The 24508-nt window shown below is 72.0% G+C and carries 26 protein-coding genes and 1 pseudogene; 17 read left to right on the plus strand and 10 right to left on the minus strand.

From position 1 onward, the window contains the following. Positions 1-42: 42 nt before the first annotated feature. The 5 genes and pseudogenes from OG792_RS31825 to OG792_RS31845 all read right to left on the minus strand — a co-directional run bounded on the left by OG792_RS31825 (position 43) and on the right by OG792_RS31845 (position 4981). On the minus strand, positions 43-954 hold the full coding sequence (locus OG792_RS31825) for a septum formation family protein (protein ID WP_329105171.1): 912 nt from the start codon (positions 952-954) through the stop codon (positions 43-45). A gap of 122 nt (positions 955-1076) precedes the next feature. Beyond that, positions 1077-1505 (minus strand): aspartate 1-decarboxylase, encoded by a 429-nt coding sequence (gene panD, locus OG792_RS31830; protein ID WP_329105173.1) that lies wholly within the window; start codon positions 1503-1505, stop codon positions 1077-1079. 83 nt (positions 1506-1588) lie between these two features. Beyond that, positions 1589-2428 (minus strand): annotated as a pseudogene (gene panC / locus OG792_RS31835) (pantoate--beta-alanine ligase); the annotation flags it as partial. A 117-nt stretch (positions 2429-2545) separates the two neighbouring features. Further along, a complete protein-coding gene (locus OG792_RS31840) occupies positions 2546-3538 on the minus strand; it encodes a DUF2520 domain-containing protein (protein WP_442932335.1) in 993 nt (330 codons plus the stop codon). Between the two features lie 147 nt (positions 3539-3685). After that, positions 3686-4981, minus strand: coding sequence for a phytase (locus OG792_RS31845; protein WP_329105175.1), 1296 nt, complete (start codon positions 4979-4981; stop codon positions 3686-3688). Positions 4982-5035: 54 nt separating this feature from the next. Between OG792_RS31845 and OG792_RS31850 the strand changes: the two genes are divergently transcribed. The 4 genes from OG792_RS31850 to OG792_RS31865 all read left to right on the plus strand — a co-directional run bounded on the left by OG792_RS31850 (position 5036) and on the right by OG792_RS31865 (position 7137). Continuing rightward, positions 5036-6178: an SAM-dependent methyltransferase gene (locus OG792_RS31850; protein ID WP_329105177.1), complete on the plus strand. Its 1143-nt coding sequence runs from the start codon at positions 5036-5038 to the stop codon at positions 6176-6178. Positions 6179-6231: 53 nt separating this feature from the next. Further along, a complete protein-coding gene (locus OG792_RS31855) occupies positions 6232-6654 on the plus strand; it encodes a hypothetical protein (protein ID WP_329105179.1) in 423 nt (140 codons plus the stop codon). After that, positions 6651-6851 carry a DUF6186 family protein gene (locus OG792_RS31860; protein WP_329105181.1) on the plus strand — a complete coding sequence of 67 codons (201 nt, stop codon included), beginning with the start codon at positions 6651-6653 and terminating at the stop codon, positions 6849-6851. The genes OG792_RS31855 and OG792_RS31860 overlap by 4 nt, the downstream gene beginning before the upstream one ends. A gap of 118 nt (positions 6852-6969) precedes the next feature. Continuing rightward, a complete protein-coding gene (locus OG792_RS31865; RefSeq protein ID WP_329105182.1) occupies positions 6970-7137 on the plus strand; it encodes a hypothetical protein in 168 nt (55 codons plus the stop codon). Positions 7138-7160: 23 nt separating this feature from the next. Here the strand turns inward: OG792_RS31865 and OG792_RS31870 are convergent, their stop codons facing one another. Then, entirely contained in the window at positions 7161-8201 is a 1041-nt protein-coding gene (locus OG792_RS31870) for a fibronectin type III domain-containing protein (protein ID WP_329105184.1), read from the minus strand. Positions 8202-8293: 92 nt separating this feature from the next. Continuing rightward, positions 8294-9088 carry a prepilin peptidase gene (locus tag OG792_RS31875; RefSeq protein WP_329105186.1) on the minus strand — a complete coding sequence of 265 codons (795 nt, stop codon included), beginning with the start codon at positions 9086-9088 and terminating at the stop codon, positions 8294-8296. Positions 9089-9756: 668 nt separating this feature from the next. On the opposite strand from OG792_RS31875, the gene OG792_RS31880 reads away from it, so the two are divergent. From OG792_RS31880 to OG792_RS31935, 12 genes are read left to right on the plus strand one after another with little or no spacing between them, the layout of a single operon-like run. Next, positions 9757-10323, plus strand: a complete 567-nt coding sequence (locus OG792_RS31880) for a hypothetical protein (protein ID WP_329105188.1) — start codon at positions 9757-9759, stop codon at positions 10321-10323. Beyond that, positions 10317-11246: a hypothetical protein gene (locus OG792_RS31885; RefSeq protein WP_329105190.1), complete on the plus strand. Its 930-nt coding sequence runs from the start codon at positions 10317-10319 to the stop codon at positions 11244-11246. Before OG792_RS31880 ends, OG792_RS31885 begins: the two co-directional genes overlap by 7 nt. Beyond that, positions 11243-11905, plus strand: a complete 663-nt coding sequence (locus OG792_RS31890) for an SAF domain-containing protein (RefSeq protein ID WP_329105192.1) — start codon at positions 11243-11245, stop codon at positions 11903-11905. The genes OG792_RS31885 and OG792_RS31890 overlap by 4 nt, the downstream gene beginning before the upstream one ends. A 2-nt stretch (positions 11906-11907) precedes the next feature. Continuing rightward, positions 11908-12711 (plus strand): ParA family protein, encoded by an 804-nt coding sequence (locus OG792_RS31895; protein WP_329105194.1) that lies wholly within the window; start codon positions 11908-11910, stop codon positions 12709-12711. Beyond that, entirely contained in the window at positions 12701-14329 is a 1629-nt protein-coding gene (locus tag OG792_RS31900) for a CpaF family protein (protein ID WP_329105196.1), read from the plus strand. Before OG792_RS31895 ends, OG792_RS31900 begins: the two co-directional genes overlap by 11 nt. A gap of 16 nt (positions 14330-14345) precedes the next feature. Beyond that, positions 14346-15251 (plus strand): type II secretion system F family protein, encoded by a 906-nt coding sequence (locus OG792_RS31905; protein ID WP_329111563.1) that lies wholly within the window; start codon positions 14346-14348, stop codon positions 15249-15251. Beyond that, a complete protein-coding gene (locus OG792_RS31910; RefSeq protein WP_329111564.1) occupies positions 15251-16117 on the plus strand; it encodes a type II secretion system F family protein in 867 nt (288 codons plus the stop codon). The genes OG792_RS31905 and OG792_RS31910 overlap by 1 nt, the downstream gene beginning before the upstream one ends. Positions 16118-16148: 31 nt before the next feature. Further along, entirely contained in the window at positions 16149-16361 is a 213-nt protein-coding gene (locus tag OG792_RS31915) for a hypothetical protein (RefSeq protein WP_329105198.1), read from the plus strand. A gap of 49 nt (positions 16362-16410) precedes the next feature. Continuing rightward, the gene (locus OG792_RS31920; protein ID WP_329105200.1) at positions 16411-16836 is read left to right on the plus strand and encodes a TadE/TadG family type IV pilus assembly protein; all 426 of its coding nucleotides are present in this window, start codon (positions 16411-16413) and stop codon (positions 16834-16836) included. Positions 16837-16838: 2 nt separating this feature from the next. Further along, positions 16839-17321, plus strand: a complete 483-nt coding sequence (locus OG792_RS31925; RefSeq protein WP_329105202.1) for a TadE/TadG family type IV pilus assembly protein — start codon at positions 16839-16841, stop codon at positions 17319-17321. Further along, on the plus strand, positions 17318-17743 hold the full coding sequence (locus OG792_RS31930) for a hypothetical protein (RefSeq protein ID WP_329105204.1): 426 nt from the start codon (positions 17318-17320) through the stop codon (positions 17741-17743). Before OG792_RS31925 ends, OG792_RS31930 begins: the two co-directional genes overlap by 4 nt. Positions 17744-17759: 16 nt before the next feature. Next, a complete protein-coding gene (locus OG792_RS31935) occupies positions 17760-18905 on the plus strand; it encodes a LysM peptidoglycan-binding domain-containing protein (RefSeq protein WP_329105206.1) in 1146 nt (381 codons plus the stop codon). A gap of 135 nt (positions 18906-19040) precedes the next feature. On the opposite strand, the gene OG792_RS31940 is transcribed toward OG792_RS31935, so the two are convergent. Next, positions 19041-19892 carry a Rieske 2Fe-2S domain-containing protein gene (locus OG792_RS31940; protein WP_329105208.1) on the minus strand — a complete coding sequence of 284 codons (852 nt, stop codon included), beginning with the start codon at positions 19890-19892 and terminating at the stop codon, positions 19041-19043. Between the two features lie 260 nt (positions 19893-20152). On the opposite strand from OG792_RS31940, the gene OG792_RS31945 reads away from it, so the two are divergent. After that, the gene (locus OG792_RS31945; RefSeq protein WP_329105210.1) at positions 20153-21193 is read left to right on the plus strand and encodes an NAD-dependent epimerase/dehydratase family protein; all 1041 of its coding nucleotides are present in this window, start codon (positions 20153-20155) and stop codon (positions 21191-21193) included. Positions 21194-21391: 198 nt separating this feature from the next. Here OG792_RS31945 and OG792_RS31950 read toward each other — a convergent pair whose 3' ends face one another. Together OG792_RS31950 and OG792_RS31955 are read right to left on the minus strand one after the other, a co-directional pair. Continuing rightward, the gene (locus OG792_RS31950) at positions 21392-21808 is read right to left on the minus strand and encodes a hypothetical protein (RefSeq protein ID WP_329105212.1); all 417 of its coding nucleotides are present in this window, start codon (positions 21806-21808) and stop codon (positions 21392-21394) included. A gap of 102 nt (positions 21809-21910) precedes the next feature. Further along, positions 21911-24232 (minus strand): serine/threonine protein kinase, encoded by a 2322-nt coding sequence (locus OG792_RS31955; protein WP_329105213.1) that lies wholly within the window; start codon positions 24230-24232, stop codon positions 21911-21913. Positions 24233-24508 lie beyond the last annotated feature (276 nt).

Below are 24508 nucleotides of genomic sequence, written 5' to 3' on the forward strand. Positions count from 1 at the left end.
GGCGGCGAGGGTGATCTGGATCCGATCGGATCGACTACCCGGTCAGTTCGTGGGTACGGGCAGTGCGGCGAGTCCGGCACCCTTGACCGAGCGACTGACCACGCCCTGGCCGTAAAGACCCAGGTAGCAGCGGACACCCCGGTTACCGGCCTGCCAGTCGGCCTGTCGGCCCGGCAGCGCGAGCACGTCCGTACGGAACCGCATGTTGGCGTCATCGGGGGCGCCGACGTACGTCGCGATCAGCTTCCGGCACTCGTCGAAGAGCCGGACCCAGTCGATGTCCCTGGTCGGGAACGGTATCTCCGGCGCGTTCCACACCCCGACGAACTCGCTGTTGTGCGGCTTGGCACAGTCGACGGCGGGCATCCCGGTGATGGTCCGCTGCGCCGACCGCCGGATCGAGTAGCAGGCCAGAGCCAGCGGGGACGGAGCCTTCAGGGCACCCCGCACGCTGGCCGTACGGTTGACCACGGCGCCGCTGGTCGGCTCGACGCTGGCCACCTCCGCCATGTCGCACCGGAACCACCGCGCACCACCCGTCCAGGCCACCGGAGAGGGAAGTGCCACCTCCATCCGGAGACGGCCCGCCCGCCATTCGTTGCCGACGTATTCCCGCGCTTTCCCGTCGCATTCGCCGAAGGCGGTACGAATCTCCGCCGACTGCTCGGCCGGCGGCGCCTCCCGACTCGCGGCAGCGCCGCTGAACGTGCCCACATGCACGGTCTCCGTCCGGTGCGGGGCGGCGCAGTCGACCGGCTCGTACGCCGTGAGGGGGGCGACCTTGACCGGCTCGGCCGGGTGGCAGGTGCCGACCGGCGGTACGAAGGGTTTCGGCTCGGCCAGCGGTGCCCAGTCGTCGACGAGCGCCCCGTCGATCCCGGCCGGTTGCCCGCACCCGGACAGCAGCACTCCCGCCACCGAAACCGCGACCAGGACGCTCCACCAACGACGCATCGCGTCCCTCCCCAGGGGCGGCACCAGTATGGACGGCTGGGACATAGCGTAGCCGTCCGGCGTCGTTGCGTCGCCTCGCCGATGGGCTGATCATCCTCGGCCCATCGGTCCGGATCACGTCCTCAGCGGGCGTCCGCCACCAGGTCACCGCGGACCGGTCCGCCGGCCGTACCGGCTGCCACACCGGCCGGGTCGGCACCCAGCCCGACCACCCGGTTGTCGGCGTCGACATGCACCACCCGAGGCTGGTACGACCGCGCCTGCGCGTCCTCGAACTGCCCGTACGCGATGATGATGACCAGGTCACCGGGGTGCACCAGGTGCGCGGCGGCACCGTTGATGCCGATCACGCCGCTGCCCCGGACACCGGGGATGACGTACGTCTCCAGCCGGGCCCCGTTGGTGACGTCCACAATGGCCACCTTCTCCCCGGGCAGCAGGTCGGCGGCGTCGAGCAGCTCCTCGTCGATGGTCACCGAGCCGACGTAGTGCAGGTCGGCCTGGGTCACGGTGGCGCGGTGGATCTTCGACTTGAGCATGGTGCGGAACATCAGATCTCTTCCTTCGAAGCAGCGACGGCACCGGCCGGCGCGGCAGCGGCCGCAGCGGCGGATTCGGTGCCGGAATCGGGGTCGGCGAGCCGAACGGCCAGGTTGTCGATCAGGCGGGTGCTACCGACCCAGGCCGCCACCACCATCCGGGCCGGACCGACGAGCGGGGCCGGTGCCAGGTCCGGATCGGTCAGGACCAGGTAGTCGAGCTTCGCGCCCGGCGTACCGGATGCCTGGAGTGCCTGGTGGGCGGCGGCGAGCGCGGCGTCGGGACCGAGCCCGGCGTCGGCGGCGGTCGCGCCCGCCCGCAGCGCGGCGGACAGGCTCGCGGCGGTCACCCGCTCGTCCGCCGACAGGTAGCGGTTGCGACTGGAAAGGGCCAGACCGTCCGGTTCCCGGACGGTCGGCACACCGACGATCTCCACCGGTACGTCCAGGTCACGCACCATCCGGCGAACCAGGGTGAGCTGCTGGTAGTCCTTCTCGCCGAAGAACGCGAAGTCCGGCCGGACCAGTTGGAGCAGCTTGAGCACGACGGTGAGGACCCCGTGGAAGAAACCGGGGCGGCTGGCGCCCTCCAGTTCACCGCCGAGCGGTCCGGGGTCGACCCGGACCAGTGGCGTCCCGGTCGGGTACATCTCCTCGCGGGCCGGCGCGAACACCACGTCCACCCCGGCCGCCGCGCAGATCGCCAGGTCGGAGTCGAACGTACGGGGATACCTGTCGAAGTCCTCGTTCGGCCCGAACTGCAACGGGTTCACGAAGATCGTCACCAGTACGTGGTCGGCCCGCTCGCGGGCGGCGCGTAGCAGCGCCTCGTGCCCGGCGTGCAGCGCGCCCAGCGTCATCACCACCCCGACCGTGCCCGGCAGCGCGTCACGCGCGGCCGTCAACTCCGCCCGGGTGCGTACCACCTCGGTCATGCCCACTCCTCGCTTCCCGTGCCCACCGAGCTTCCCGTGCCCGCCTGGCTTCCCTGCCCACCGAGCTTCCCGTGCCCGCCTGGCTTCCCTGCCCACCGAACCGGACGCCCGGTCGGGTCACACCGACTGCCGCTGCCGGTCGGCGAGTACGCCGAGCAGCGACACCGCGTCGACCGGTCGGAGCCGGCCGGCGGCGATGGCCCGGTCGGCGGTGCGCCGGGCCAGCGCAAGGTAACCGGCGACCGACTCGGGCGCGGTGGCGGCCAGCCGATCCAGGTGCTTGGCCACGGTGCCGGCGTCACCGCGGACGACCGGACCGGTCAGCGCCGCGTCACCGAGCCGCAGGGCGTTGTCCAGGGCGGCGTGCAGCAGCGGCCCGAGCACCTTCTCCGGCTGCGCCACACCCGCGTCCCGCAACCGGTCCATCGCCTCGTTGACGAGGGTGACCAGGTGGTTCGCGCCATGGGCGAGACTCGCGTGGTAGAGCGCGCGGTCGCCCTCGGCCACCCACTCGGGCACCCCGCCGAGGTCGGCGACGAGCCGGGCGGCGAGCGGCCGGAGATCGGTCGGCACGGTCACGCCGTACGAGATTCCGGGCAGCCGGGCCAGGTCGTCGGCGGTACCGGTGAAGGTCATCGCCGGGTGCACCGCGAGCGGGCGGGCCCCGACGGCGACGGCGGGCGCGAGCACCCCGAGCCCGTGCGCACCGGAGGTGTGCAGGACCAGTTGGGCCGGGCGCAGCGCCCGGGTCTCGGCCAGGCCCGACACCACGGCGGCGAGCGCGTCGTCCGGCACCGCGATGACCAGCAGGTCGACGCCGGAACGGGCGACCTCGGCGGCGGGCAGGTTGGTGGCACCGGGCAGCAGTTGGTCGATCCGGGCCTTCGCGGCGGCGGAGACGCCGGAGGCGGCCCGCACCCGGTGGCCGGCGCGGGCCAACGCGGCGCCGAGTACGGCACCCACCCGACCGGTGCCGATCACCCCGACGGTCAGCATCCGGGGGCCGAGATGTGCCCCGTCGGTTACGGCGGCGGTGGGGCCGCCGGGGCGGTGAGCCGGCGCGGTCACCCCGGCAGGGGCGGCCGGACGCGGGCGCGGCGATGCGCTCATGTCTTCGATCCAGTCCTCGATAAGTGGTACCGGTCGATCGCAAGTATGCGCCGTTGTTACGGACGTGCGACAAGCATGTGTGAAAACCTTCACCACCCCCCGAACGACGGAATGCGCCCGGCACCAGCCGGGCGCATTCGTCATGGTCTACCGGCGGAGGAAGCCGGCGTCGAGGAACTTGAAGTTGGTGTTGGGCCGTACCTCGCCGTCACCGTCGACCACGTCGGGGGTGTTCTGCCCGTCGTGCACCACCAGCAGGCCACCGGGGAATCCGGGCAGCGGGGTGAACACCACCGAGGCGCCGTCGCACTCCTGCACCCCGTCGATCTCGGTACCGTTCGGGCGCCGGGTGTCGGTCACCGCGAACCGTGCCACCGGCCGGTTGGTCCGTCGGTCGTACGTGAAGAACGTGTCGTCGCCCTGGCTCGACACGACCAGCGTGCCGTCGAGCCGCCCGGTCCGGTGGATGGTGAGCCCCTCCACGTCCGCCGCGATCCGCCCGCCGAAGCCCGGATCGGCGGCGTAGTCGACCACACAGTCGTCCTGCTCGACGTCGAACACCGCCGGTACGCCGTACTCACGGGTCCGCTCGACCGAGGTCGGCTGACCGCGGAAGCGGCCACCGGTGACCGGGATCCGCCACAACCCGACCGTCTCCTGCGCCAGGTACGCGACCCCGGTCGCCGGGTCGACCACCATCCCCTCGACCTGCGGTCCGTCACCCGGATCGGCACACGGCGCCCAGCGGGTGCCGTTCGGCAGGGTGAACTCCGCCGGCAGGGTCAGCCGGTCCACCGGCCGGTAGCTGACCCGGTCACCCCGGACGACCAGCCGGAAGATGCCGACCTCCGGCGTACTGCGCCGGCTGACCACCACGTAGACGGTGCCGTCCGGGGCGACCCAGGTGGCCAGGCCGTACGCCGTACGCTGTCCGTTGACCTCCGCCTGGTCGCGGCTGAACGCGTACGGCACGTCCGGCGCGGTCACGTCGACCAGCCGGCGCCCGGCCGGGTCGATCCGGTAGAACCGGAGCTGGTCCCGGCCCCGGTCACTGACCACGGCCAGGTCCGACCGCCGGCCACCGAGCCTGAAGCCCTCGACCAGGTCGACGTTGTTGAACCGGCCGGACTCGTCGTCGGGACCCGGCGCGGGCGGGGTGGGGATCACCTGCCGCTGCCGGCCGTGCAGGTCGTAGACCCGCAGGCCGCCGTTCTTGGCGGTGGCGATCACGAGGCTGCCGGCCCGGTCGACCGGGTTGACCCAGATCGCCGGATCGTCCGCGTCGGCGTCGCCGCCGGCCTCGTCGTCAAAGAGTGCCGGGGTCTCGACCACGGCACGGACCGCGCGGGTATGGCCTCCGGCGGACCCGCCGGCGTTCGCCGGAACGGCGGCACCCAGGAGCAGCGGTACGGTCAGCGCTGCGGGGATCAGAAGTCGTCGCATGTCCGCCGACCGTAGGGTCTGCACCGTGACATGCCCTGAACAGCGGATGAACGGATGTCGATGACCTGGCGGGCGGCGATGACGACGGCGCTGTACGGCGCCGATGGCTTCTTCGTGACCGGTGCCGGCCCGGCGGCCCACTTCCGTACCAGCGCGCATGCCGCACCGGTGCTCGGCGCGGCGGTGCTGCGCCTGCTCCAGCGGGTCGACGCAACGCTGGGTCACCCGGACCGGCTGGACGTGGTCGACGTCGGGGCCGGCCGGGGAGAACTGCTGCGTACGCTGGCCGCGCTCGCCCCGGCCGAACTGGGTCGCCGGCTGCGGCTGACCGCTGTCGAACTCGCCCCCCGCCCCGATCCGCTGCCGCCGACGATCGGCTGGCGCGACACCCTGCCGACCGGTGTCGTCGGGCTGCTGCTCGGCACGGAGTGGCTGGACAACGTACCGCTGGATTTGGCCGAGGCCGGCCCGGACGGCTGGCGCCAGGTGCTGGTGGACCCGGTGTCGGGCGCCGAGTCCGTCGGTCCACCGCTCGCCGCCGCCGACCTCGCCTGGCTGGCCGAGTGGTGGCCGGACCAAACGGGTGCGTCGGACCGGCCCGGTCCCCCGGACCAAACGGGTGTGTCGGGACGGCGGTCAGCGCCGGACCGGGCCGGTGCGGCGGGTCCGCCGACGGGTAGCCGGGCCGAGATCGGCCGGAGCAGGGACGCCGCCTGGGCGGCGGCGGTCGGTGCGGTCGACCGTGGACTGGCGCTCGCCGTCGACTACGGCCACCTCCGCGCCGGTCGCCCTTCCAGCGGTACGTTGACCGGCTTCCGGGCCGGCCGCCAGGTGCCACCGGTGCCGGACGGGTCGTGCGACCTGACCGCCCACGTCGCCGTCGACTCGGTGGCGGCGGCCGGCGAAGCGGTGACCGGTGTGCCGTACACGCTGGTCAGCCAGCGGGCGGCGCTGCGGGCGCTCGGCGCCGACGGCAGCCGGCCGCCGCTCACCCTGGCCCATACCGACCCGACCGGGTACGTCCGGGCGCTGGCCGCCGCCTCGACGGTGACCGAGCTGACCGACCCGGCCGGGCTGGGCGGGCACTGGTGGCTGCTCCAGCCGGTCGGCGTCGACCCGGTCGACCTGCTGCCGGTGGCCTTCGCCGAGACTGAACGGAATCATAGGGTTCCGGCCGTTTATCCAGTTCAGCCCTGATTCCCCGCGTGCCGTGGGCGGATAAACCGGGAGAAGCACCGCATCCTATGGGGATGCATCAGACGGATCTGGACACGGCCGACCCGCCCGCTGCCGATACGGTCGGCCCACTCGTCGGTCGGGCGGCCCCCACTCTCGCCGCCACCATCGCCGGGTACGCCCTGCTCGCCGCATTCGCCCGGCCACTGACGCTGCCCGCCGCCTGCGCCGTACTGGCACCCGGACTGGTCCTGCTCTGGTGGGGCGCCCGGCGGGTGCCGCACCGTACGCTGCCGTCCGGGCGGGCGACCTCGGTGACCTGGGTCGGGCTCGGCGCCGCCTTCTGCGTCTGGGAACTGGTCGCCCTGTTCACCGGCAACGACGTGAACAATCCGACCTTCAGCATCCTGGCCGACCCGTTCCTGGACACCTACCCGGGCAGGGTCGCCGGGTACGTGCTGTGGCTGAGCACCGGCGCCTGGCTGGTGACCCGTTGACCGCACGCGCCATCCTCGTCGCCGGCTTCGTCGTGATCATCGGCGCCATGGTCCTGGTCGATCTCGCCGGCCGCCGCCCGAACAGCGCGGTCGCCCCGCTGGGCAGCGCGCTGATCGCGGCGATGCGCGGCGGCACGGGGCGGCTGATCGTACTCGGGGCGTGGGTCTGGATCGGTTGGCACTTCCTGGCCAGGTGACCCCGGTCCGTGCTGTTTGCCACCCTCCCGGGAGGGAAGCCACCGACATGTCAAGCAGTACTAGTCATCCGAACTCCACGGGCCGGACGAAACGGCCGATCGCCCCACCGGAGGAAAGATGCCCGTTTTCATCAAGAAAGTATTTGCCTGGGGGGGCCTGGCCTTCCTGATCTTCTTCATCGCGTTCCGCCCGGACAGCGCCGCGCACACCTTCAAGACCCTCGGAGCCGGGTGCATGATGATCCTTCAGGGCTTCGGTGACTTCCTCACCACCCTGATGACCTGACCGGGGTAGTCGGGCCGACAGGTCTAGGGCGCGGTCAGGGTCAGCGGACCGGAGGCGGGCGACCGGTTGCCAGCGGCGTCCACGGCGTGCACCACGAGGACGTACGTCCGGCCCGACACCAGGCCGACCGTGACCTGGTTGAGGAGGGTCCGGGCGACCTCGACGGGACCGCTCGGGTCGGCCCGGTCGACCAGTTCGTAGCGTGGCGGACCACTGTCGTCGGTGGCCGGAATCCAGGTCAGGGTCACGCCGTGCGGGCCGAGGTTGGACGCTACCGGCGTACCGGGAATGTTCGGCGGGCTGACGTCCGGCCCGGCCGGCCGGGCGGTGACCGTGACCGGCGCGGACAGCGCGGAGTAGTTGCCGGCGTCGTCTGCGGCCCGCATGGCGAAGGTGTACGTCGTGCCCGGCGTGAGCCGGGTGACATCCAGTACGTTGTTCGGCCAGGGCGGGTGCTGCGAGCGGCTCGCGACCACCGTGTCACCGCTCGGCGTGATCGACAGCACCTCGTACAGCGCCACCCCGATGTTGTCGCTGGAGCCGCCCCAGGAGACGGTGACCGAGGTGTCGGTGATCCGGGTCGCGGTCAGCGCGGACGGCGCGGTGGGCGGCTGGTTGTCGCCCGGCGGCATGGTCAGCTTGAACAGCGGGGGCGAGCTGGACGAGTTGCCCGCCCCGTCGACGGCGCGGACGCTGAACCGGTAGGTGCGCGACGGCAGCGTCCCGGTGATGGTGATGCTGTTCGTCCGCGTACGCCACAGCACGGCGATGTCGGTGTAGAACTGGCTCACCTCGTACCGCACCACGCCGACGTTGTCGGTGGACGCCGCCCAGGTCAGCTGGACCGAGCCGGTGCCGTAACCGACGACCTCGATCGGTCCGGGTGTGGTCGGCCGCTCGGTGTCGCCGACCGCGGCCGCCGCCGGGGTGACCGGGCCGACCGCCGGCAGCGCCGCCGCGAGCAGGATCGCCGCCAGCAGGCCCGTCAGTAGCCGGGGCCCGACGTTCCCACGGACGCCGCCGCCCCGTCCGGCCCGGGTGATCGGCCGAGAACTGTCCATCATGGTCGTCTCTCACTTCTGGCAGGCGGGCGGCACTGGACGAATCGAGACCATTGTATTCACGAACATCAATTAATGGGGACCGTTCCGGCCGATCAGGCCAGGGCGAGCGCAACCATGCTGCCCAGGATGAGGAACGGACCGAACGGCAGGTGGCCGGACCAGCGGACCCGCCCGGCGACCAGCAGGACGACGCTGGTCAGCGCGGCGGCGACGAAGGCCACCATCAGGCCGAGGAACACCGGCCCCCAGCCGAACCAGCCGAGCACGGCGGCACTGCTCAACACCAACTTGGCGTCGCCCAGACCGAACCCACGCCGACCGAGCAGCACCGTCGAGGCGGCGAAGACGAAGGCGACCGCGCCCCCGGCCAGCAGCGCCCGCAGCCAGTCCGCACCGCCGCCGGCCGCCGTCCCCGAATCACCGGCCAGGGCCGCGAGGCCGAGCAGGCCCCAGGTGCCGAACGCGGCGGCGGAGGTGAGCCGGTCCGGCAACCGGTGTACGGCCAGGTCGACGAAGAACAGCGGCAGCGCGCAGAGCAGCCACCAGGCGAAGGCGACCGTCTCCACGGCCGGTCGGGCGGCCAGCACCAGCACCCCGATCGAGACGAGCAGGGCCAGTTCCACGGTGGCCGGTGGAGCGCCGATCCGCTGACGGCAGGCGCCGCAACGGGCGAGCGGGGAGAGGGCCAGCGGCGGCCCGGCGCTCCCGAACGGCGTACCGCAGTTGTCGCACCCGGTCCGCCGGGCCGTTCCGCCCGGCACCGAGTCGGCCGCCACGATCCAGCGGATCAGCGGGGCGACGGTGGCGGCGGCGAGCAGCCGCAGCGGCCAGCCGGCACCGGACCGCAGGGGCCCGGCCGGTGTCGGCCGGTGCTCGGTCAACGACATGACAACCTCCGCGCGGGGACGGGGAGAGCCGGCCGGGCCGGATCTTCGACAACACGTTGCGTGACTTCATGATCAGCCAAGAGCGATCTTCGATCGACGTCGGCGACCGGCTCCGGGCCGACCCGGCGGCGGTCCGAACGATCACGCGGGGCAGTCGCGGATCCGCCGGTACCGCTCCCGGACCGGGGTACGGAAACGGCCAGAACACCGCCATCCCCTGTATTTCGCAGCGCATCCGAACGTGCATCAGCACGCGCACAGTGATCTACCACCCCGGCCCGAGGACCGCCAAGGAGTCGATACCTATCGACCATCATCAAATGACCCCAATGGATATCCGGACGACGGATGGTAACCGTACGTGTTCTCCGCAATTGCCTCTGTTGCATCGTCGGCGGTCAGCCTATGCTCGCCCCTTGGGTGGAGCACAACCGTCGGGTAAAACAGATCAACCCACCGATCCGGCAAAGAATTGGCACATCTGTAAGATCCCGTTCAGATCGAAACAAGTAAATGTCCGTACGGCGGCACCGGGCTCGACACGAGCCGTCAGGGCCCGCTGTGCCGTGCCCGTACTCCACCCGGCACGGGCACCTCACCAGGACAGATCGGTGAGGTAAGCAATCCGGTGTTTTGCACGGCGAGCGGCGGAAAGGAAGGAAACACCGTTGCGCGCACAGCGATTGGGCAGGTACTCCACCGTCCTCGTCGCGATCGTGTCGGTCGCCCTCGGCGCCGGCTGCGCGAAGGACCAGGCGCCCGGCGTACCGGCGCCTCTCGACGGCGTTCCCGCCGCCACACCCGATGCCGCGCCGGAGACCGAAGCCGCCTCGAAAGCCGCACTTGCCGCCTATGCCGGCTATCTGGACGCCTCGCGGGAAGCGGAAAAATCGGCGAACCATCTCCATCCGGCGCTCAAGAAGTATCTGGCCGACCCCCTGCTGACCCAGGTCCGGCTTGCCATTCGTGACGCGAAGGAGCACGGCGCGATGCGTACCGGCACGCTCATCTCCGACCCGCAGGTGACCGACGTACGGCTGGACACCGTCCCGGCCACGGTCTCGATCCAGGACTGCCTGGACGGCACCGGATACCGACTGGTCTACACCAAGGACAAGTCAGTCGTACCCGGCTCCACCAGCGGCCGGTACCTGGCCACCGCGACCGCGGCCCGCTACCCCGACGGCCGCTGGCTGATCAGCACCGGCACCGCCCACCGGGACCAGCCGTGCTGAGCCGGCGCTCCCGCCTGACCCGGCGGCTGCTCGCCGTCGGCGCTGCGGCCACGCTGACCCTGGCCATCGGCCTGACCGGCTCCGCGCCGGCCACCGCCCGTGGCCCCGGTGCCGATTGCCCACCCACCCAGACCGACTGCCACGTCTGGGACGACATCCCCGGCAACCCCGGTGGCCCCGGCGGCCCCGGCAACCCGGGCGGTGGCGGCGGCAACGACGGCCCGGCCCGCAAGTGCACCCGCGACGGCCGCCCGATCCCCTGCTACGACAACGTCCTCGGCTGGTACAACCCGGAGGACAGCTGCTACTACAAGCTCGCCGAACCGCAGCCCGACGGCGTGCCCGAGGGCCAGGACCAGTACTGGGTGAGCTGCGCCGGCAACGGCCAGGTCTCGGTCACGCTGGACGCCCCACCACCCGGCTTCGGCGCTCCCCCGGACCCGGCCGAACTGGCCGCCGAGGCGCTCGCCAGCCTCACCCTCAACCGCCCGCGGGTCGGGGTCGCCCCCCACCCGAGCAAGGGACCCGGCCTGGTCGGGCTCCCGGTGTGGCTCTGGACCGACCCCAGCGCCCAAACCTGGGGGCCGCAGGAGGCCAGGGCGTCGGACCGCGGCGTCACCGTCGAGATCGAGGCCAGCGTCGAGAAGATGGTCTGGGACCTCGGCGACGGCAGGACGTTGACCTGCACCACCGCCGGCCGGGCGTACAACCCGAACAGCGACAAGAACGCCACACCGCCGTGCGGGTTGCCCGACGGCTACAGCAAGCCCAGCGGCAACGGCAAGTACAGGGTCAGCGGCGTCACCCACTGGGTGGTGCCGTGGCGCGTCCTCGGCGGCGGCGCGAGCGGCACCATGCGCACCACCCGGCAGAGCGCCGAGGTGGCGATCGAGATCGACGAGCTTCAGGTGGTGACGAGGTGACCGTGGCACCCACTCGCGCCCAGTCGGGACCGGTCGACGCACCGGTGGCCCCGCCCAGGGTGGTCCGCCAGCGACGGGTCCGACCGGGTCTGCTCGGCCTGGCCGTCCTGCTGGTCGCCCTCGGCGGACTGGGGTCGGCGTTCGCGGTCACCTCGGTCCGGGCCACCGGCAGCTACCTCGCGGTGGCCCGGCCGGTCCAGGTCGGCGCCATCCTGACCGCCGACGACGTCACCCGGGTCGAGGTGGCCGGCGGCCAGGGCCTCGCCCCGGTGGCCGCCAGCCGGCTCGGCGAGGTGATCGGGAAGCGGGCCGCGGTGACGCTGACACCCGGCACCCTGCTCACCGCCGGGCAGTTCACCGACAAGCCGCTGCTCGGCCCCGGCCAGCAACAGGTCGCGATCAGCCTCCGGGTCGGCGCGGTACCGGCGAAGCGGCTCCGCCCGGGTGACAAGTTGCTCCTGATCGGGCTGCCGGACCAGAGCAGGACCGGCGGCACCGATCCGGCGGGCACCCGGTTCGAGAGCACCGTGATCGACACGGCCTACCCGGACAACAGCAGCGTCGTCATCTACGTGGCACTCGCCGTCCGCGACGTGCCGGCGGTCGTCGCGCTCAACGCCGGCAACCGGGTCGCCGTCGTGCTGACCTCGGCGGCCTGAGCATGGCCGTCGTCGCCTTCGTCGCCGCCAAGGGCTCACCCGGGGTCACCACCGCCGCGCTCGCCTGCACGCTGTCCTGGCACCACCGGGTGATCCTCGCCGAATGCGACCCCTCCGGCGGCTCGGTGCTCGCCGGCTACCTCGGTGGGGCGCTCGACGGCCCGCGCGGCATCGGCGAGCTGGCCGTGGGCGAACTGCGCGACGGCAACCTCGACACGGCCTTCTGGTCCCAGCTGGTCGACCTCGACGCGCCGAAACGGGAACGACTGCTGCTGCCCGGCGTGGTCGACCCGGCCCAGGCCGGCAGCGTCACCCCGCTCTGGCAACGGTTCGCCGACTTCTTCACCGAACTCGACCGGGGCCAACCCGCGTACGACGTGCTGGTCGACTGTGGCCGGTTGCAGGTGGTCGCGCCACCGTGGCCACTGCTGCGGGCGGCCGCCATCGTGCTGGTCGTCACCGGCGCCGGCCTCGCCGACATCTCCAGCACCCGCTCCACGGTCAAGGCGATCGAGCGGGACTTCGCCGAGCACCGGGTGCCGCCCGGCTCGCTGCGGCTGCTGCTGGTCGGCAACGGCCACAGCCGGAGCGAGGTGAGCAAGGCACTCGGCCTGCCCGTGATCGCCCACCTGCCGCACGACCCGCGTACCGCCGACGTGCTCAGCCACGGCGGCACCGTACGGGCGAGACGGCCGCTGATGCGGGCCGCCGGCGCCCTGGAGGTGCCGATCCGTACGTTGCTGGACCGCCGCCGTGCCCGACTCTCCTGGCCGGCCACCGTCCAGGAGGTGCCGCATGCGGTTTGAGCCGGTCTCGCACGACCCGCGCGGCCGGGAGAACAGTGCCACCTCGACGGTGCCGCCGATCCCGGCGAACGGCCGGCACCAACGCACCGCCGCTCCCCCGGCGAACGGCACTGCCACACCCCCCGGCCACACCGCACCGGCGGCCGCCATTGCCCCGTACCCGATCCAGGGCGTCGGCGGACCGGCTCCGGCCGGCGGCGCGGTGGTGGCGGCCGGGCCGCCGCCCCAACGAACACGGATCGACTTCGCGGTGGTCCGCGAACTCCGGCGCGAACTCAGCGAACGCCTGACCCTCTGGCAACGCGGCCGGGAGTTCAGCGTCGATGAGGAGGACACCGAGCGGGCCCGGCTCGCGGTCGCGGTGGTCGGCGAGTACGCCGACGCGGCCCGCCGGGCGGGCACACCTATGCACGCCATCGAGGAACGGAGCCTGCTCGACCAGGTCACCGCCGAACTGGTCGGGCTGGGCCGGCTGCAAACCCTGCTGGTCGACAGCACCATCGAGGAGGTGCACATCCTCGGCTGTGACCTGGTGCGGATCACCCGGCACGGCGGGGGCGTCGACTGGGCCGACCCGATCGCCGACAGCGACGAGGAACTGGTCGAGATTTTGCAGGCCGCCGCCCGCCGGGCCGGTTCCACCGAACGGTCGCTGTCCACCTCGAAGCCGACCCTGGACCTACAACTGCCCGACGGCAGCCGGCTGGCCGCGGTCTACCTGGTCAGCCACCGCCCGTACGCGGTGATCCGGAAGCACAACACGCTCGACGTGAGCCTGGACGAGATCGCCGGCGGCCGGGGCGACCTGGACGAGATGATCGACCTGCTGATCCGGGACTTCCTGCGCGCGGCGATGGCGGCCGGCCTGAACATCATGGTCGCCGGCCTGGCCGGGGCCGGGAAGACCACCGTGATCCGGGCGCTGATGGACGAGATCCCGGCCGACGAGCCGTACGTGGTGCTGGAGGAGAGCCGGGAACTGCTCCCGACCAAGCGGGGGATCAAGCACCGGGCGGTGATGAGCTTCGAGTCCCGCGAGGGACACGGCGAGCGCGGAGCCGACGGGCGTCCGGCCGGCGAGGTGACGATCGCCGACCTGATCCCGCTGTCGCTGCGGATGGGCGTACTGCGGATCATCGTCGGCGAGGTCCGCTCCCGGGAGATCGTCCCGATGCTCCAGGCGATGACCACCAGCCGTGGCTCGATGTGCACCATCCACGCCCGTACGCCCGCCGGGGTGGGCGAGCGGATCATCGAGCTGGCGCTGGCGCACGGCCGGGAGATGACCGTCGACCAGGCCCGCCGGATGGCCGGCAACGCACTCGACCTGATCGTCTACGTCACCGTCGAGGACGAGACCGCCATCGGCGGCCGCAAGCACCGGTTCGTCTCCCACATCGAGGAGGTGATCGGCGCCGGGGAAACCGGCCGGATCACCACCACCACGGTGTTCGGCCCCGGGCCGGACGGTCGCGCGGTCCCGAGGCACCTGCCCGAACGGATCCGCGACCAGCTCCTCCGGATCGGGTACGACGCCCGACTGCTGAGCCGCTACATCGAGGCCGGTACGGGTGCCTGGCGGCGCCCCCGCCGGACCCAACTCGGGCGGCGCGGATGAACGGGGCAGTGCGGTGATCCCCCTCGGCAACGTCGAACTGATCGCGGTGCTCGGCGGGGCGGCCTGCCTGGGCGGGCTGGTCCTGCTGGTGGTCGCGCTGGTCGGGACCACCAAGCCGGTCCCGCCGCCGGGCGGTTCCGACCAGTGGCTGCGTCGCCTCTGGCAGGGTTCCGGCACCAGCCGTTCCGACCACCTGCGACACCAAGCGCTGCTCGGCGTCGCCGCGCTGGTCGGCGCGCTGGCCTTCCTGCTCACCGGGCTGCCGGTGATCGGTCTGCTGTTCACGATCGCGGTGCTGGGCGTCCCGTGGCTGTTCACCGCCGGCAAGGCCGAGCAACGGGTGATCGGCCGGATCGAGGCGGTCGGCGAGTGGACCCGCCGGCTCAAGGACATGTCCAGCACCGGGCAGGGACTGCAACAGGCCATCACCAACACCGTCGCCACCGCGCCGCCGGAGATCGAGGAGGAGGTGCGCCTGCTCGCCGCCCGGCTCCAGGCCGGCTGGCTGGGCCGCGCCGCACTGCTCGCGTTCGCCGACGAGATCGGCGACCCGGTCGGCGACCAGGTGGTGGCCGCGCTGATCCTGCACCTCTCCGATCGCGGCGAGCGGCTGGGCGACGTACTCGGCTCGATCGCCTCGGCGGCGGCGGCCGAGGTCGCCACCCGGCGGGAGGTGGAGGCGAAACGCTCCCAGCCCCGGTTCGCGGTCCGGTTCCTGAGCGGGATGACACTCGCGGTCCTGGTGTACGGGCTGATCAACCCGGCCTACATGCGCCCGTACGGCACTCCGACCGGACAGCTCGTGATGATCGTCCTCAGTGCCGCGTTCATCGGGCTGCTGGCCTGGGTCCGGTCGATGAGTCAGCCGCCCCGCCCGGCCCGCTTCCTCGCCACGCCGCAGCAGGGCGAGGTGCTCGCATGATCCTCAACTGGCAGCTCACCCTCGCCGTGAGCGGCGGCGCCGCCGTCGGCCTGGGACTCTTCCTGCTGGTCCGGGAGGCGCTGCCGGCCACCCCGGCGCTCGGACCCGCGCTACGCCGGCTGCACCAACCGGCCACACCGGTCGCGGGGCCGTCCAGCCGGAGCGATTCGGAGTGGCTCGGTGGCGTAGCCCGATGGCTGAAACCACCGACCCGCGACCTGGCCCTGCTGGACCGCACTCCCGAGCAGTACGCCCTGTCGATCGTGCTCTCCGTACTGATCGGACTGCTGGCGCCGGCAACGGGCGGGGTGCTGCTCGCGATGGCGGGCATCACCCCACCGGTGGTGGTCCCCGTGGTTGCCGCCATCGGCCTGGCGGTGCTGGCGGCACTCATCGCGCACCGCGATGTGCTGGCAAAGGCGAATCGGGCCCGGCGCGAGTTCAGGCGGGCCGTCTGCACCTACCTGGATCTCGTCGCGCTGCAACTCTCTGCCGCGCACGGTCCGGTGCAGGCGCTGGAGCAGGCCGCCGCAATCTGCGACGGCTGGGTCTTCGACCGGGTCCGGGAAGCGCTGCGGTTGGCCCAGCTCCAGATGCACTCACCGTGGGACGAGATCCGGGACCTCGCCGACGAGATCGGGGTGCCGGAGCTCGGCGACGTCGGCGCCATCATGCAGTCCTCCGGCTCTGACGGGGCGCAGGTACACGAAACGCTCCGCCAGCGGGCCGACTCGCTGCGGGATCAGATCCGCACGGACGAACTGGCCCAGGCCGAGATGGTGACGAGTCGTCTCGACGTACCCGGTGCACTGCTCGTCTTCGTCCTCATCGGCTTCATTCTCTACCCCTTTGTCGCTCGACTCTGAATCCAGGATTGCCAGAAAGGCAGGAAGAGCAATGGTCAACTACGTCTACGCGTACGTCAGCAACCGGCTGGCGGAGCTACGCGGCGAGGCCGACCGGGGTGACGGACCGGTGCCCACCGCCGTCATCATCGTCGGACTCGCCATCCTCGCGGCCGCCCTCATCGTCACGGCCACCGACTTCGTGACCAGCTGGACCGATGAGCTACCCGACGCCCCGGCCGGTGGCGGCGGCGCGGTCGACTGACCCGATGCGCCGACGTCAGCCCGCGTTGTCATCCCCCACAGTTGTCGTGGTGGGGGATGACAACGCGGGCTGCCCGCACGCGACCACCGCGCGCGGGCGCTCCGACCGGGGGGCCAGTCCGGTCGAGTTGGCGATCCTGCTGCCGGTGATCTTCCTGCTGTTGATGATGTCGATCCAGGCCGGCGTGTACTTCCTCGCTCGGGCGGTGGCGCTCAACGCCGCGCAGATCGGCGTCAACTCGACCCGTACGCTCGCCGGCGACACCGAGGCGGGCGCCGAGGCGAAGGTCCTGGCCTACATCAACGCGGCCCCGGACTGGCTCGTCGCGACCAGCGTCGACGTCAATCGGAACGAGGCGGCCGGCGTGGCCACGGCGACCGTCGAAGGATCGGTGTTGCAGGTGATGCCCGGGTTCAGTTTCACCGTCCGGCAGAACGCGCGCGGCCCGATCGAGCGCTTCACCCCGGGAGATTGACGATGGCCGCGAGGGCAAGGGGGCGTTGGGCGGAGCGTGGCTCGGTCTCGGTCGAGATCGCGATTCTCGCTCCGATCTTCGTCCTCCTCTTCGGGATGGCGGTGGTGGCCGGCCGACAGGCGATCGCCGAGAACGCCGTCTCGGCGGCGGCCCACGACGCCGCACGCGCCAGCAGCATCTCGCGGACGGCGGCCCAGGCGCAGACGGCCGGTGACACGGCGGTGACCCAACGGCTGGCCGAACAGGGACTGAATTGCCAACCGGCCGCCGCCGTCACCCTCTCGGGTACGTCAGCGGTGAGCGGCGGCACCAACTGGAGTTTGCAGGAGGCGTTCGCCCAGCCGCTCGGCGATCCCGTCTTCATCGTCGCCAACGTCACCTGTGTCGTGTCCTACCAGGACCTGGCCGGGTTGGGGCTGCCTCAGACAGCGCCGGTCTCCGCACGCTTCGTGTCGCCGCTGGACCGCTACCGGAGCCGGGGATGAGCGGGCGGGCGGACCGGGACGCCGGCCGGGTCAGCGTCTTCCTCGCGATCAGCATGCTCGCCATCTTCATGATCATCGCGGTGTCGTACGACGGCACCCGGCGCCTGATGGCGATGCAGCGCGCCCACAACCTGGCGGCCGAAGCCGCCCGGACCGGCGGCCAGGCGATCGACCTCGGAGCGGCGATCGACGGCGGGCCGAAACGGCTCGACGTGAACGCCGCCATCGCCGCCGTCAACGGCTACCGGGCCGCGGCCGGCGTCACCGGCCCGACGCCGGTCATCGAGGGCGATCCACCGAACCAGACGATCACCGTCACGGTCCAGTTCACCTACCAGCCGATCCTGCTCAGCGCCTTCGGCATGGGCGCGGTGCCGATCGAGGGCACCGCCACCGCCCGGCCGCTCACCGAAGAACCGTAGATAGGGAGGCGACGTCATGCCCGCAGCGCGCGTATCGGCGGCCCGGCGTACCGGGCAGTTCCTCACCGGTCTCTGCTCGCTCCTCATCCTGGTCGGACTGATAGCCGGCGCGCCCATCGCGCTGCTGGCCTTCGCCGGCAACCCACTGCCGGACCACCTACCGACCCTGGCGGAGGTCGGCAACACGCTGACCAGCCGCGACGACGGGCAACTTTTCCTGCGGGCGCTGGCGATCGTCGGCTGGATCGGCTGGGCGACGTTCGCGCTCTCCGTACTCGTGGAGTTGCCGGCCCGGATCATGCGCCGGCCGGCGGTCCGGCTGCCCGGCATGCGCCGGCAGCAGCGGGCGGCCGCCGCCCTGGTCGGGGCGGTGGCGCTGATCCTGGTCACCAGCCCGGCGGCAACCGCGGCCACCTCGGCGGTCGCCGGCACGGTCGCCAGCGCGCCCTACACACCGTCCGCCCGGCCCGCCCTGGCCATCGCCGCCCCCACCGCGGCCACCCCCAACGAGTACGTCCCGACCGCCTGGGCGGCGGCCCCGTACGGCCGGACGGCGGCGGCGAACGCACCGCTGACCACGACGGCGGCGGCGAACGCTCCGGTGACCACGGCGGCCGTGGCGATGCCGGGTGCCCTGGCGGCACCGAACGCACCCGCCGACGAGCCCGTCCCGGTCTACCGGGTCGAGGACGGCGACTATCTCGGCACGATCGCCGACCGCTACCTCGGCGACTTCGAGCGCTACAAGGACCTGGCCCGGCTCAACGAGATCCGCAACCCGGACCGGATCAAGCCCGGCCAACTGCTGCACCTGCCGTCCGACGCCGCCGACCAGGGCGTACGCAAGCACGCCACCGGTCTGGTGGCGACCCCGCCGCCAGCAGGTGCGCAGGCCGAACCGCCCACGAACGGTTGGCCGGAGCCGGAGAAACCACCCGCGCCGCCGCAGCCCCGCAAGCCGGGTGAGGTCAGCACGTACGCGGTCGGCGCGTCCCGAGCCAGCGAGTTGAACAACCTGAATCGGCCGCTCGCGGTCGGTGCGGTGATCGCGGTTGCCAGCATCATCGGCGCCCAGATCGGAGCCGTACTCGGTCTGCGTCGCCGCCCCGCGACCGGCACCTTCAGCGACGTTACCGACGGCGGCCGTCACCGACGCAGCTGAGGCCATCACGACCGGCTCGGGCCGCTGCCGGAGGCGGCCGCAGCCCGAGCCGGCCGCCGCCGACGCAGCCGAGCCGGCCGCAGCCGGTCAGAGCGCCGCCGCCGCAGCCGATCAGGGCGCCGACGCAGCAGCCGATCAGGGCATCCGGATTTCCAGCACCCCGCTCATGACGCGGGTGGGCAGGGTCTGCTGGTCGGTGGCGGCCGGGCCGTGCACCACCTCGCCGTTGTCCAGCCGGAACGTGCTGCCGTGCCACGGGCAGACCACGCAGGGCTGTCCGTCGACCTTGGTGACGTCACCGGCACCGAGCGGCCCACCCTGGTGGGCGCAGTGTTCGAGCATTGCGGTGACCTTCTCCCCGTCCCGGTAGACCAGCACCGACACGTCGTTGATCTTCCGGGTCACCAGGCTCGCCTCGGGCAGGGCGGCCAGATCGGCGACCGGATGCCAGCCCTCGTCAATCCGGTGCAGGTCGGGCACGGCCTGGTTGACCCCGGAGCCCATCTTGTACGTCAGGTGCCCGCCGAGGAACGCACCACCGCTCGCCGCCGACAGGCCGGCCCAGCCGAGGATTCGGCCGACGCCATGGTGGCCGCTGAGCCGGGCGCCGAGCGAGCCGCCGTAGAGCGCCAGCCCGACCGCGTTGGCCGCAGCGTGCACCAGACCGACCCGGCGTTGCGACTGGGTGAGCGAGGCCCAGTCGTTCCACCCGGCGACGACCGCCGGCAGGGCGCCGAAGGTACCGATCGCGACCAGCGCCGTCGACGCCCTGCGCTGGTTGGGCAGCAGGTCGAGAATCGCGCTGGCGGTCCACGCGCCGACGGGCACCTGCACCAGCACCGGATGCAGGGGATGGCCCAGCCAGACCCCATGGAGGACGTCCCGAATCCACCGCCGGGGCAGCGCGGACCAGATCGCCCGCTGGATCTGATCACCCACCCGGTCCAGTTGGGCAGCCTGCTCAAGTTTCGTCAACACCGCTCGCATCCGCGCCGGTTTCCCCGCTGTTCGTTCGGCAAACCGGCTGGACGTTTGGCGAACAGGCTGGTCGATTGGCGAACAGGCTGGACGTTTGGCGAACCGGCCAATCGACCGGCGAACCGGCTGGTCGACCGGCGAACCGGCTGCTCCGGCCGGGGACGGCGCCATCCCACGATGGGTAGCGGGATCAGCCCCGCACGGTGCCGGTCCTGCGGCACCGTGCGCCGGACAGGGCATGACCGGGCGGTGGTCGGGTAGAGGTTGACATGCGGATCGCCATCACCGGAGCCACCGGCAACGTCGGAACCGCGCTGCTGCGCAGGTTGACCGATGAATCAGACATCGAGCTGGTCGGCATCGCCCGACGGCCGCCGGCAAAGGACGCGGGTAGCCCGTACGGCAGGGTGCGGTGGCATGCGCTGGACCTCGGCGATCCGGACAATCTCGACCGGTTGACCGAGATACTGCGTGGGGTCGACGCGGTGGTGCACCTGGCCTGGCAGATCCAGCCCAGCCACCGTCGGGTTCTGCTGCGACGTACGAACCTCACCGGCACCCGGCACCTGCTGCGGGCGATCGACGAGGCCGGGGTCCCCACGCTCGCGTACGCCTCGTCGATCGGCGCGTACGCCCAGGGTCCGAAGGACCGTCGGGTGACGGAGACCTGGCCGGCGACCGGGATCGGCGGTTCGGGTTACAGCACGGACAAGGCTGCGGTCGAGGCGCTGCTCGACGGGGTGGAACACGACCACCCCGAGTTGCGGATCATTCGGATGCGGCAGGCCCTGGTCTTCCAGCGTGAGGCGGGCGCCCAGATCAAGCGGTACTTCATCGGCCGGATCCTGCCGGTCGGCTGGCTGCGCTCGGGGCGGCTGCCGGTCATCCCCCGGAACAAGCGGTTGCGGGCCCAGGCGGTGCACGCCGACGACCTGGCCGAGGCGTACGTGTTGGCGCTGCGTAGCGACCGCAACGGCGCGTTCAACATCGCCGGCGAACCGGTGCTCGACGGGCCGGTGCTGGCTCAGGAGTTGGGGGGTCGGACCATTCCGGTGCCGATCTTCCTGCTCCGTACGCTGGCCAAGGCGGCGTGGCGGCTCCGGCTGCTGCCCACCGAGCCCGGCTGGATCGACCTCACCGCCGGGGTCCCGCTGATGGACTGCTCACGGGCGCAGCAGGAGTTGGGCTGGCACCCTCGGCACGACGCCCGAGAAGCCGTACGCGACGTCCTCAGCGGCATCGCCACCGGCGCCGGCACCAGCAGCACCGCCCTCCACCCCGACCGCCACCCCCACCCCCTCCCCTCCTAAACCCCTCCCCTCCCTGTGTCCCCCGTGCCCCCCGTGCCCCCCGTGCCCCCCATCAGCTCGTCGATCTAGGGCAAATACGTGCTTGTTGATCTCTATCCACCACCATTTGCCCTAGATCGACGGCGAGGGGGCGGGCACGCGGGGCACGGGAGGGGAGGGGGAGGGGGAGGGGCACGGGAGGGGAGGGGGAGGGGAGGGTCAGGTTAGGTCTTGTTCGTCGTTGGGGATGGGGCCGCCCAGGTCGCCGGTGTTGTACGGGTCGAGCACCTGGCGTACGCGGCGGCCCCAGCGCTCGTGGGCGGCCTGGCGGCTGATGCCGGCGGCTCGTGCTATCAACTCCCAGGTCACGCCCCAGCGGCGGAGCCCGATCAGGCTGCCCATCGGATCGATGCCGGTCTTCAGCTCAATCCGGAACCGGAGAAGTTGGGCCGCCACCTCGCGCTGGGCGCCGACCGGGCCATCCTGCTCGGCCTGCCACTGCTCCGAGCCGGGTACGGGTCGACCGCCGAGTAGCAGGTCGGCCTGCTGACTGGCCTCGTTGGCCGCGGCATGCTCGGCGGCCACGGCGGCCCGCGCCACATCGACGGTCAGCGCGGTGCTCATCAACTGATCCACTACGTCAAGGTATCCCTGACGGGGCCGACTGTCCACTGTTTAACGGGCCCCGAGAGGGGCTGGAGATCATGTGCGTCGGTGGCGGGCAGGGCACGGCCCTGTTCAACCGAGCCGCCACTTCTGGCTCGGCACGCCGGTGCAATCCCGGATCTGCAACCGGGCACCGTTCTCCGGGTTACCGTCCGGCACGTCGACGCACCTGTCGGCCCGTACGTTGACCAGGTCGGCCGCGCTGTTGAGGGTGAACTTCTGCGAGGCGCCGCCACTACAGTCGGCGAGTTGGACCGCTGCCCCGTTCGCGCTCGACCCGCCCGCCACGTCGAGGCACCCGCCCAGCGACCGGACCGTACCGTCGGCGGGGAAGGTCCAGAGCTGGCCGGCCAGCTGGTGACACTCCCACATCCGGATGGCCGCGCCCGCCGTGGCGATGCTGTCCGGAATGTCAACACAGCGACCGCTGCCGATGTTGACGATCGGATTCCCGGCCGTCCCGTCGAACGGCCCCGGTGGGGGCAACGCCAGCGGATTGCCCGGATACGCCGAGTTCGGCGATGGCCAACCCGCCCCGGGCGGGGGTGGCTGCCCCGGTCCCGGCGGGCCGGGCTGTCCCGGAGGTGGCGGGCCGGGTCGTCCCGGTGGCGGCCCACCGGGCGGCGGCAACCCCTGGAAACCCGCCACGATCAGGGTGAAGGCGCCCCGGCTGGTCGCCCACTCGGCGTCCGCGGTGGTCCAGACGATCGCGTACGCCTGTCCGTTGAAGCTGACGAACGTACGGCGGGTCGAGTGGGTCAACTCCCCGTTCTCGGCGGTGTACGTCCACTCCCACTCCGCCGCCCGTACGTGGTAACCGATGTTGCCGAGCCGGATCTGCCGGTAGTCCGGGTACCGCCCGACGTCCCGTTCCGCCTTCTCTCGTGCCCGCAGCTCCGCCACCAGGTCCGATTTGATCGACCGGAGTTCCTCGACGGCGAGCCGCCGACTGCCCTCCGGCTCGCGGAACTCGACCAGGTCACCGTCGCGATGCGACTGCCAACCGTCCGGCACCGGTACGGCCAGGTTGGCGCTGTCCCGGTAGTAGTGCCAGCCCGCGGCCGGCGGTGGACCCACCCGGTTCACCGCTGCCCCGGCAAGGCCGGACGGGCTGCCGACCGGCGTCGGCGACGACGCCGGGTCCGAATCCCCGCCGAGGAAACCGACCGTGCCGCCGTTGCTCAGCGGCACGGTCACCCCGAGCAGGAGCAGCGCCGCCGCCAGCGCTCCCACCAGCCAGCCCCGACGCCTCCACCCGGGGACCGGCGCCACCGCAACCGCCGCGCCACCCGGGAAACCGCCACCGCCCGCAACCGCACCGGTAACGGCAACCGCACCGGTAACGGCAACCGCACCGCCGCCCGCACCCGCACCCGCACCGGTGACGGCGTCCGCACCGGTATCGGCGGACGCGTCGTCGGCGACGGACTCCGGCACGATCGGTGGGGGCGGCCGGTCGAGCGAACCGAACGAACCGAACGGGCCGCCCGGACCGTACGAGCCGAGAGCGTCGGGCGGGTCGGACAGGTTCATCGATCCGAGGACACCGATCGGGTCGACCGGGTCGACCGCGTAGTAGGTGGCGGCCCGGCGGAGCAGCCGTTCCGCCTCCTCTGCGCCGAACCGCTGCTCCGGGTCCCGGCGCAGCAGCCCTTCGAGCAGCACGGTCAGCAGACCCGCGCGCTGGGGCGGCGGGGGCAGCTCGGTTGCCAGCGCGGCGAGCGTGGCGATCGCCGAGGACCGGTTGTACGGCGTACGCCCCTCCACGGCCGAGTAGAGCGTCGCGCCGAGCGACCAGAGGTCGGCGGCCGGGCCGACGATGCCGTCGGTGGCCCGTTCCGGGGCGAGGTACGCGGGCGAGCCGAGCACCATCCCGGTACGGGTCACGTGCGGGTCGCCGGGCACCATGGCCAGCCCGAAGTCGGTCAGCACCACCCGACCGTCGTCGGCCAGCAGTACGTTGGCCGGCTTGACGTCCCGGTGCAGCAGCCCGGCCCGGTGCGCGGCCCGCAACGCCGCCAGCACGCCCAGCCCGATGTGCGCCACCCGGGCCGGTGGCATCGCCCCCTCGGCTTCGAGGACCTGGTGCAGCGAGCGCGACGGGACGAGTTCCATCACGATCCACGGGTCGCCGCCGGCGTTGAGTACGTCGAAGATCCGTACGACGTTGGTCTGGTCGAGGCGGGCGATGGCGCGGGCCTCACGCAGGGAGCGCCCGCGCATCTCCCGCCGTTCGTCGTCGGTCAGTCCGGGTGGCGGCACCAGTTCCTTGATGGCCACATCGCGTTCGAGCATTTCGTCGCGGGCCTGCCAGACGCGTCCCATACCGCCCTGCCCGAGCGGCCGTAAAAGCCGGTACCGGTCGGCGATCAGCCGTTGCGGGGTGTCGGGCACCACCGGACGGTACCCGCCGCCGTCATTGTTCCCAATTTTCGGGGCGGCCGGATTGGCGACAGTCGGAAGGGGCGCACCGGGCCCGGGTCATTTTCACGATCGGTATCTCGACCGGTCCCACAGCCGTGATCCTGCACGATGCGAGGCTACCGAGGTCGAGATAGATACACGACGATTTCAAGCCATTTACAGGGAATCCCGGGACGGCTGATAACCATTGTGGACGCGGAAACATCGTTCGGACCGGCTGTGCCATGCTCGGACACCGTGCTATCC

The sequence above is a fragment of the Micromonospora sp. NBC_01699 genome (genome assembly GCF_036250065.1).
In the GTDB taxonomy this organism is placed as follows: Bacteria; Actinomycetota; Actinomycetes; order Mycobacteriales; family Micromonosporaceae; genus Micromonospora_G.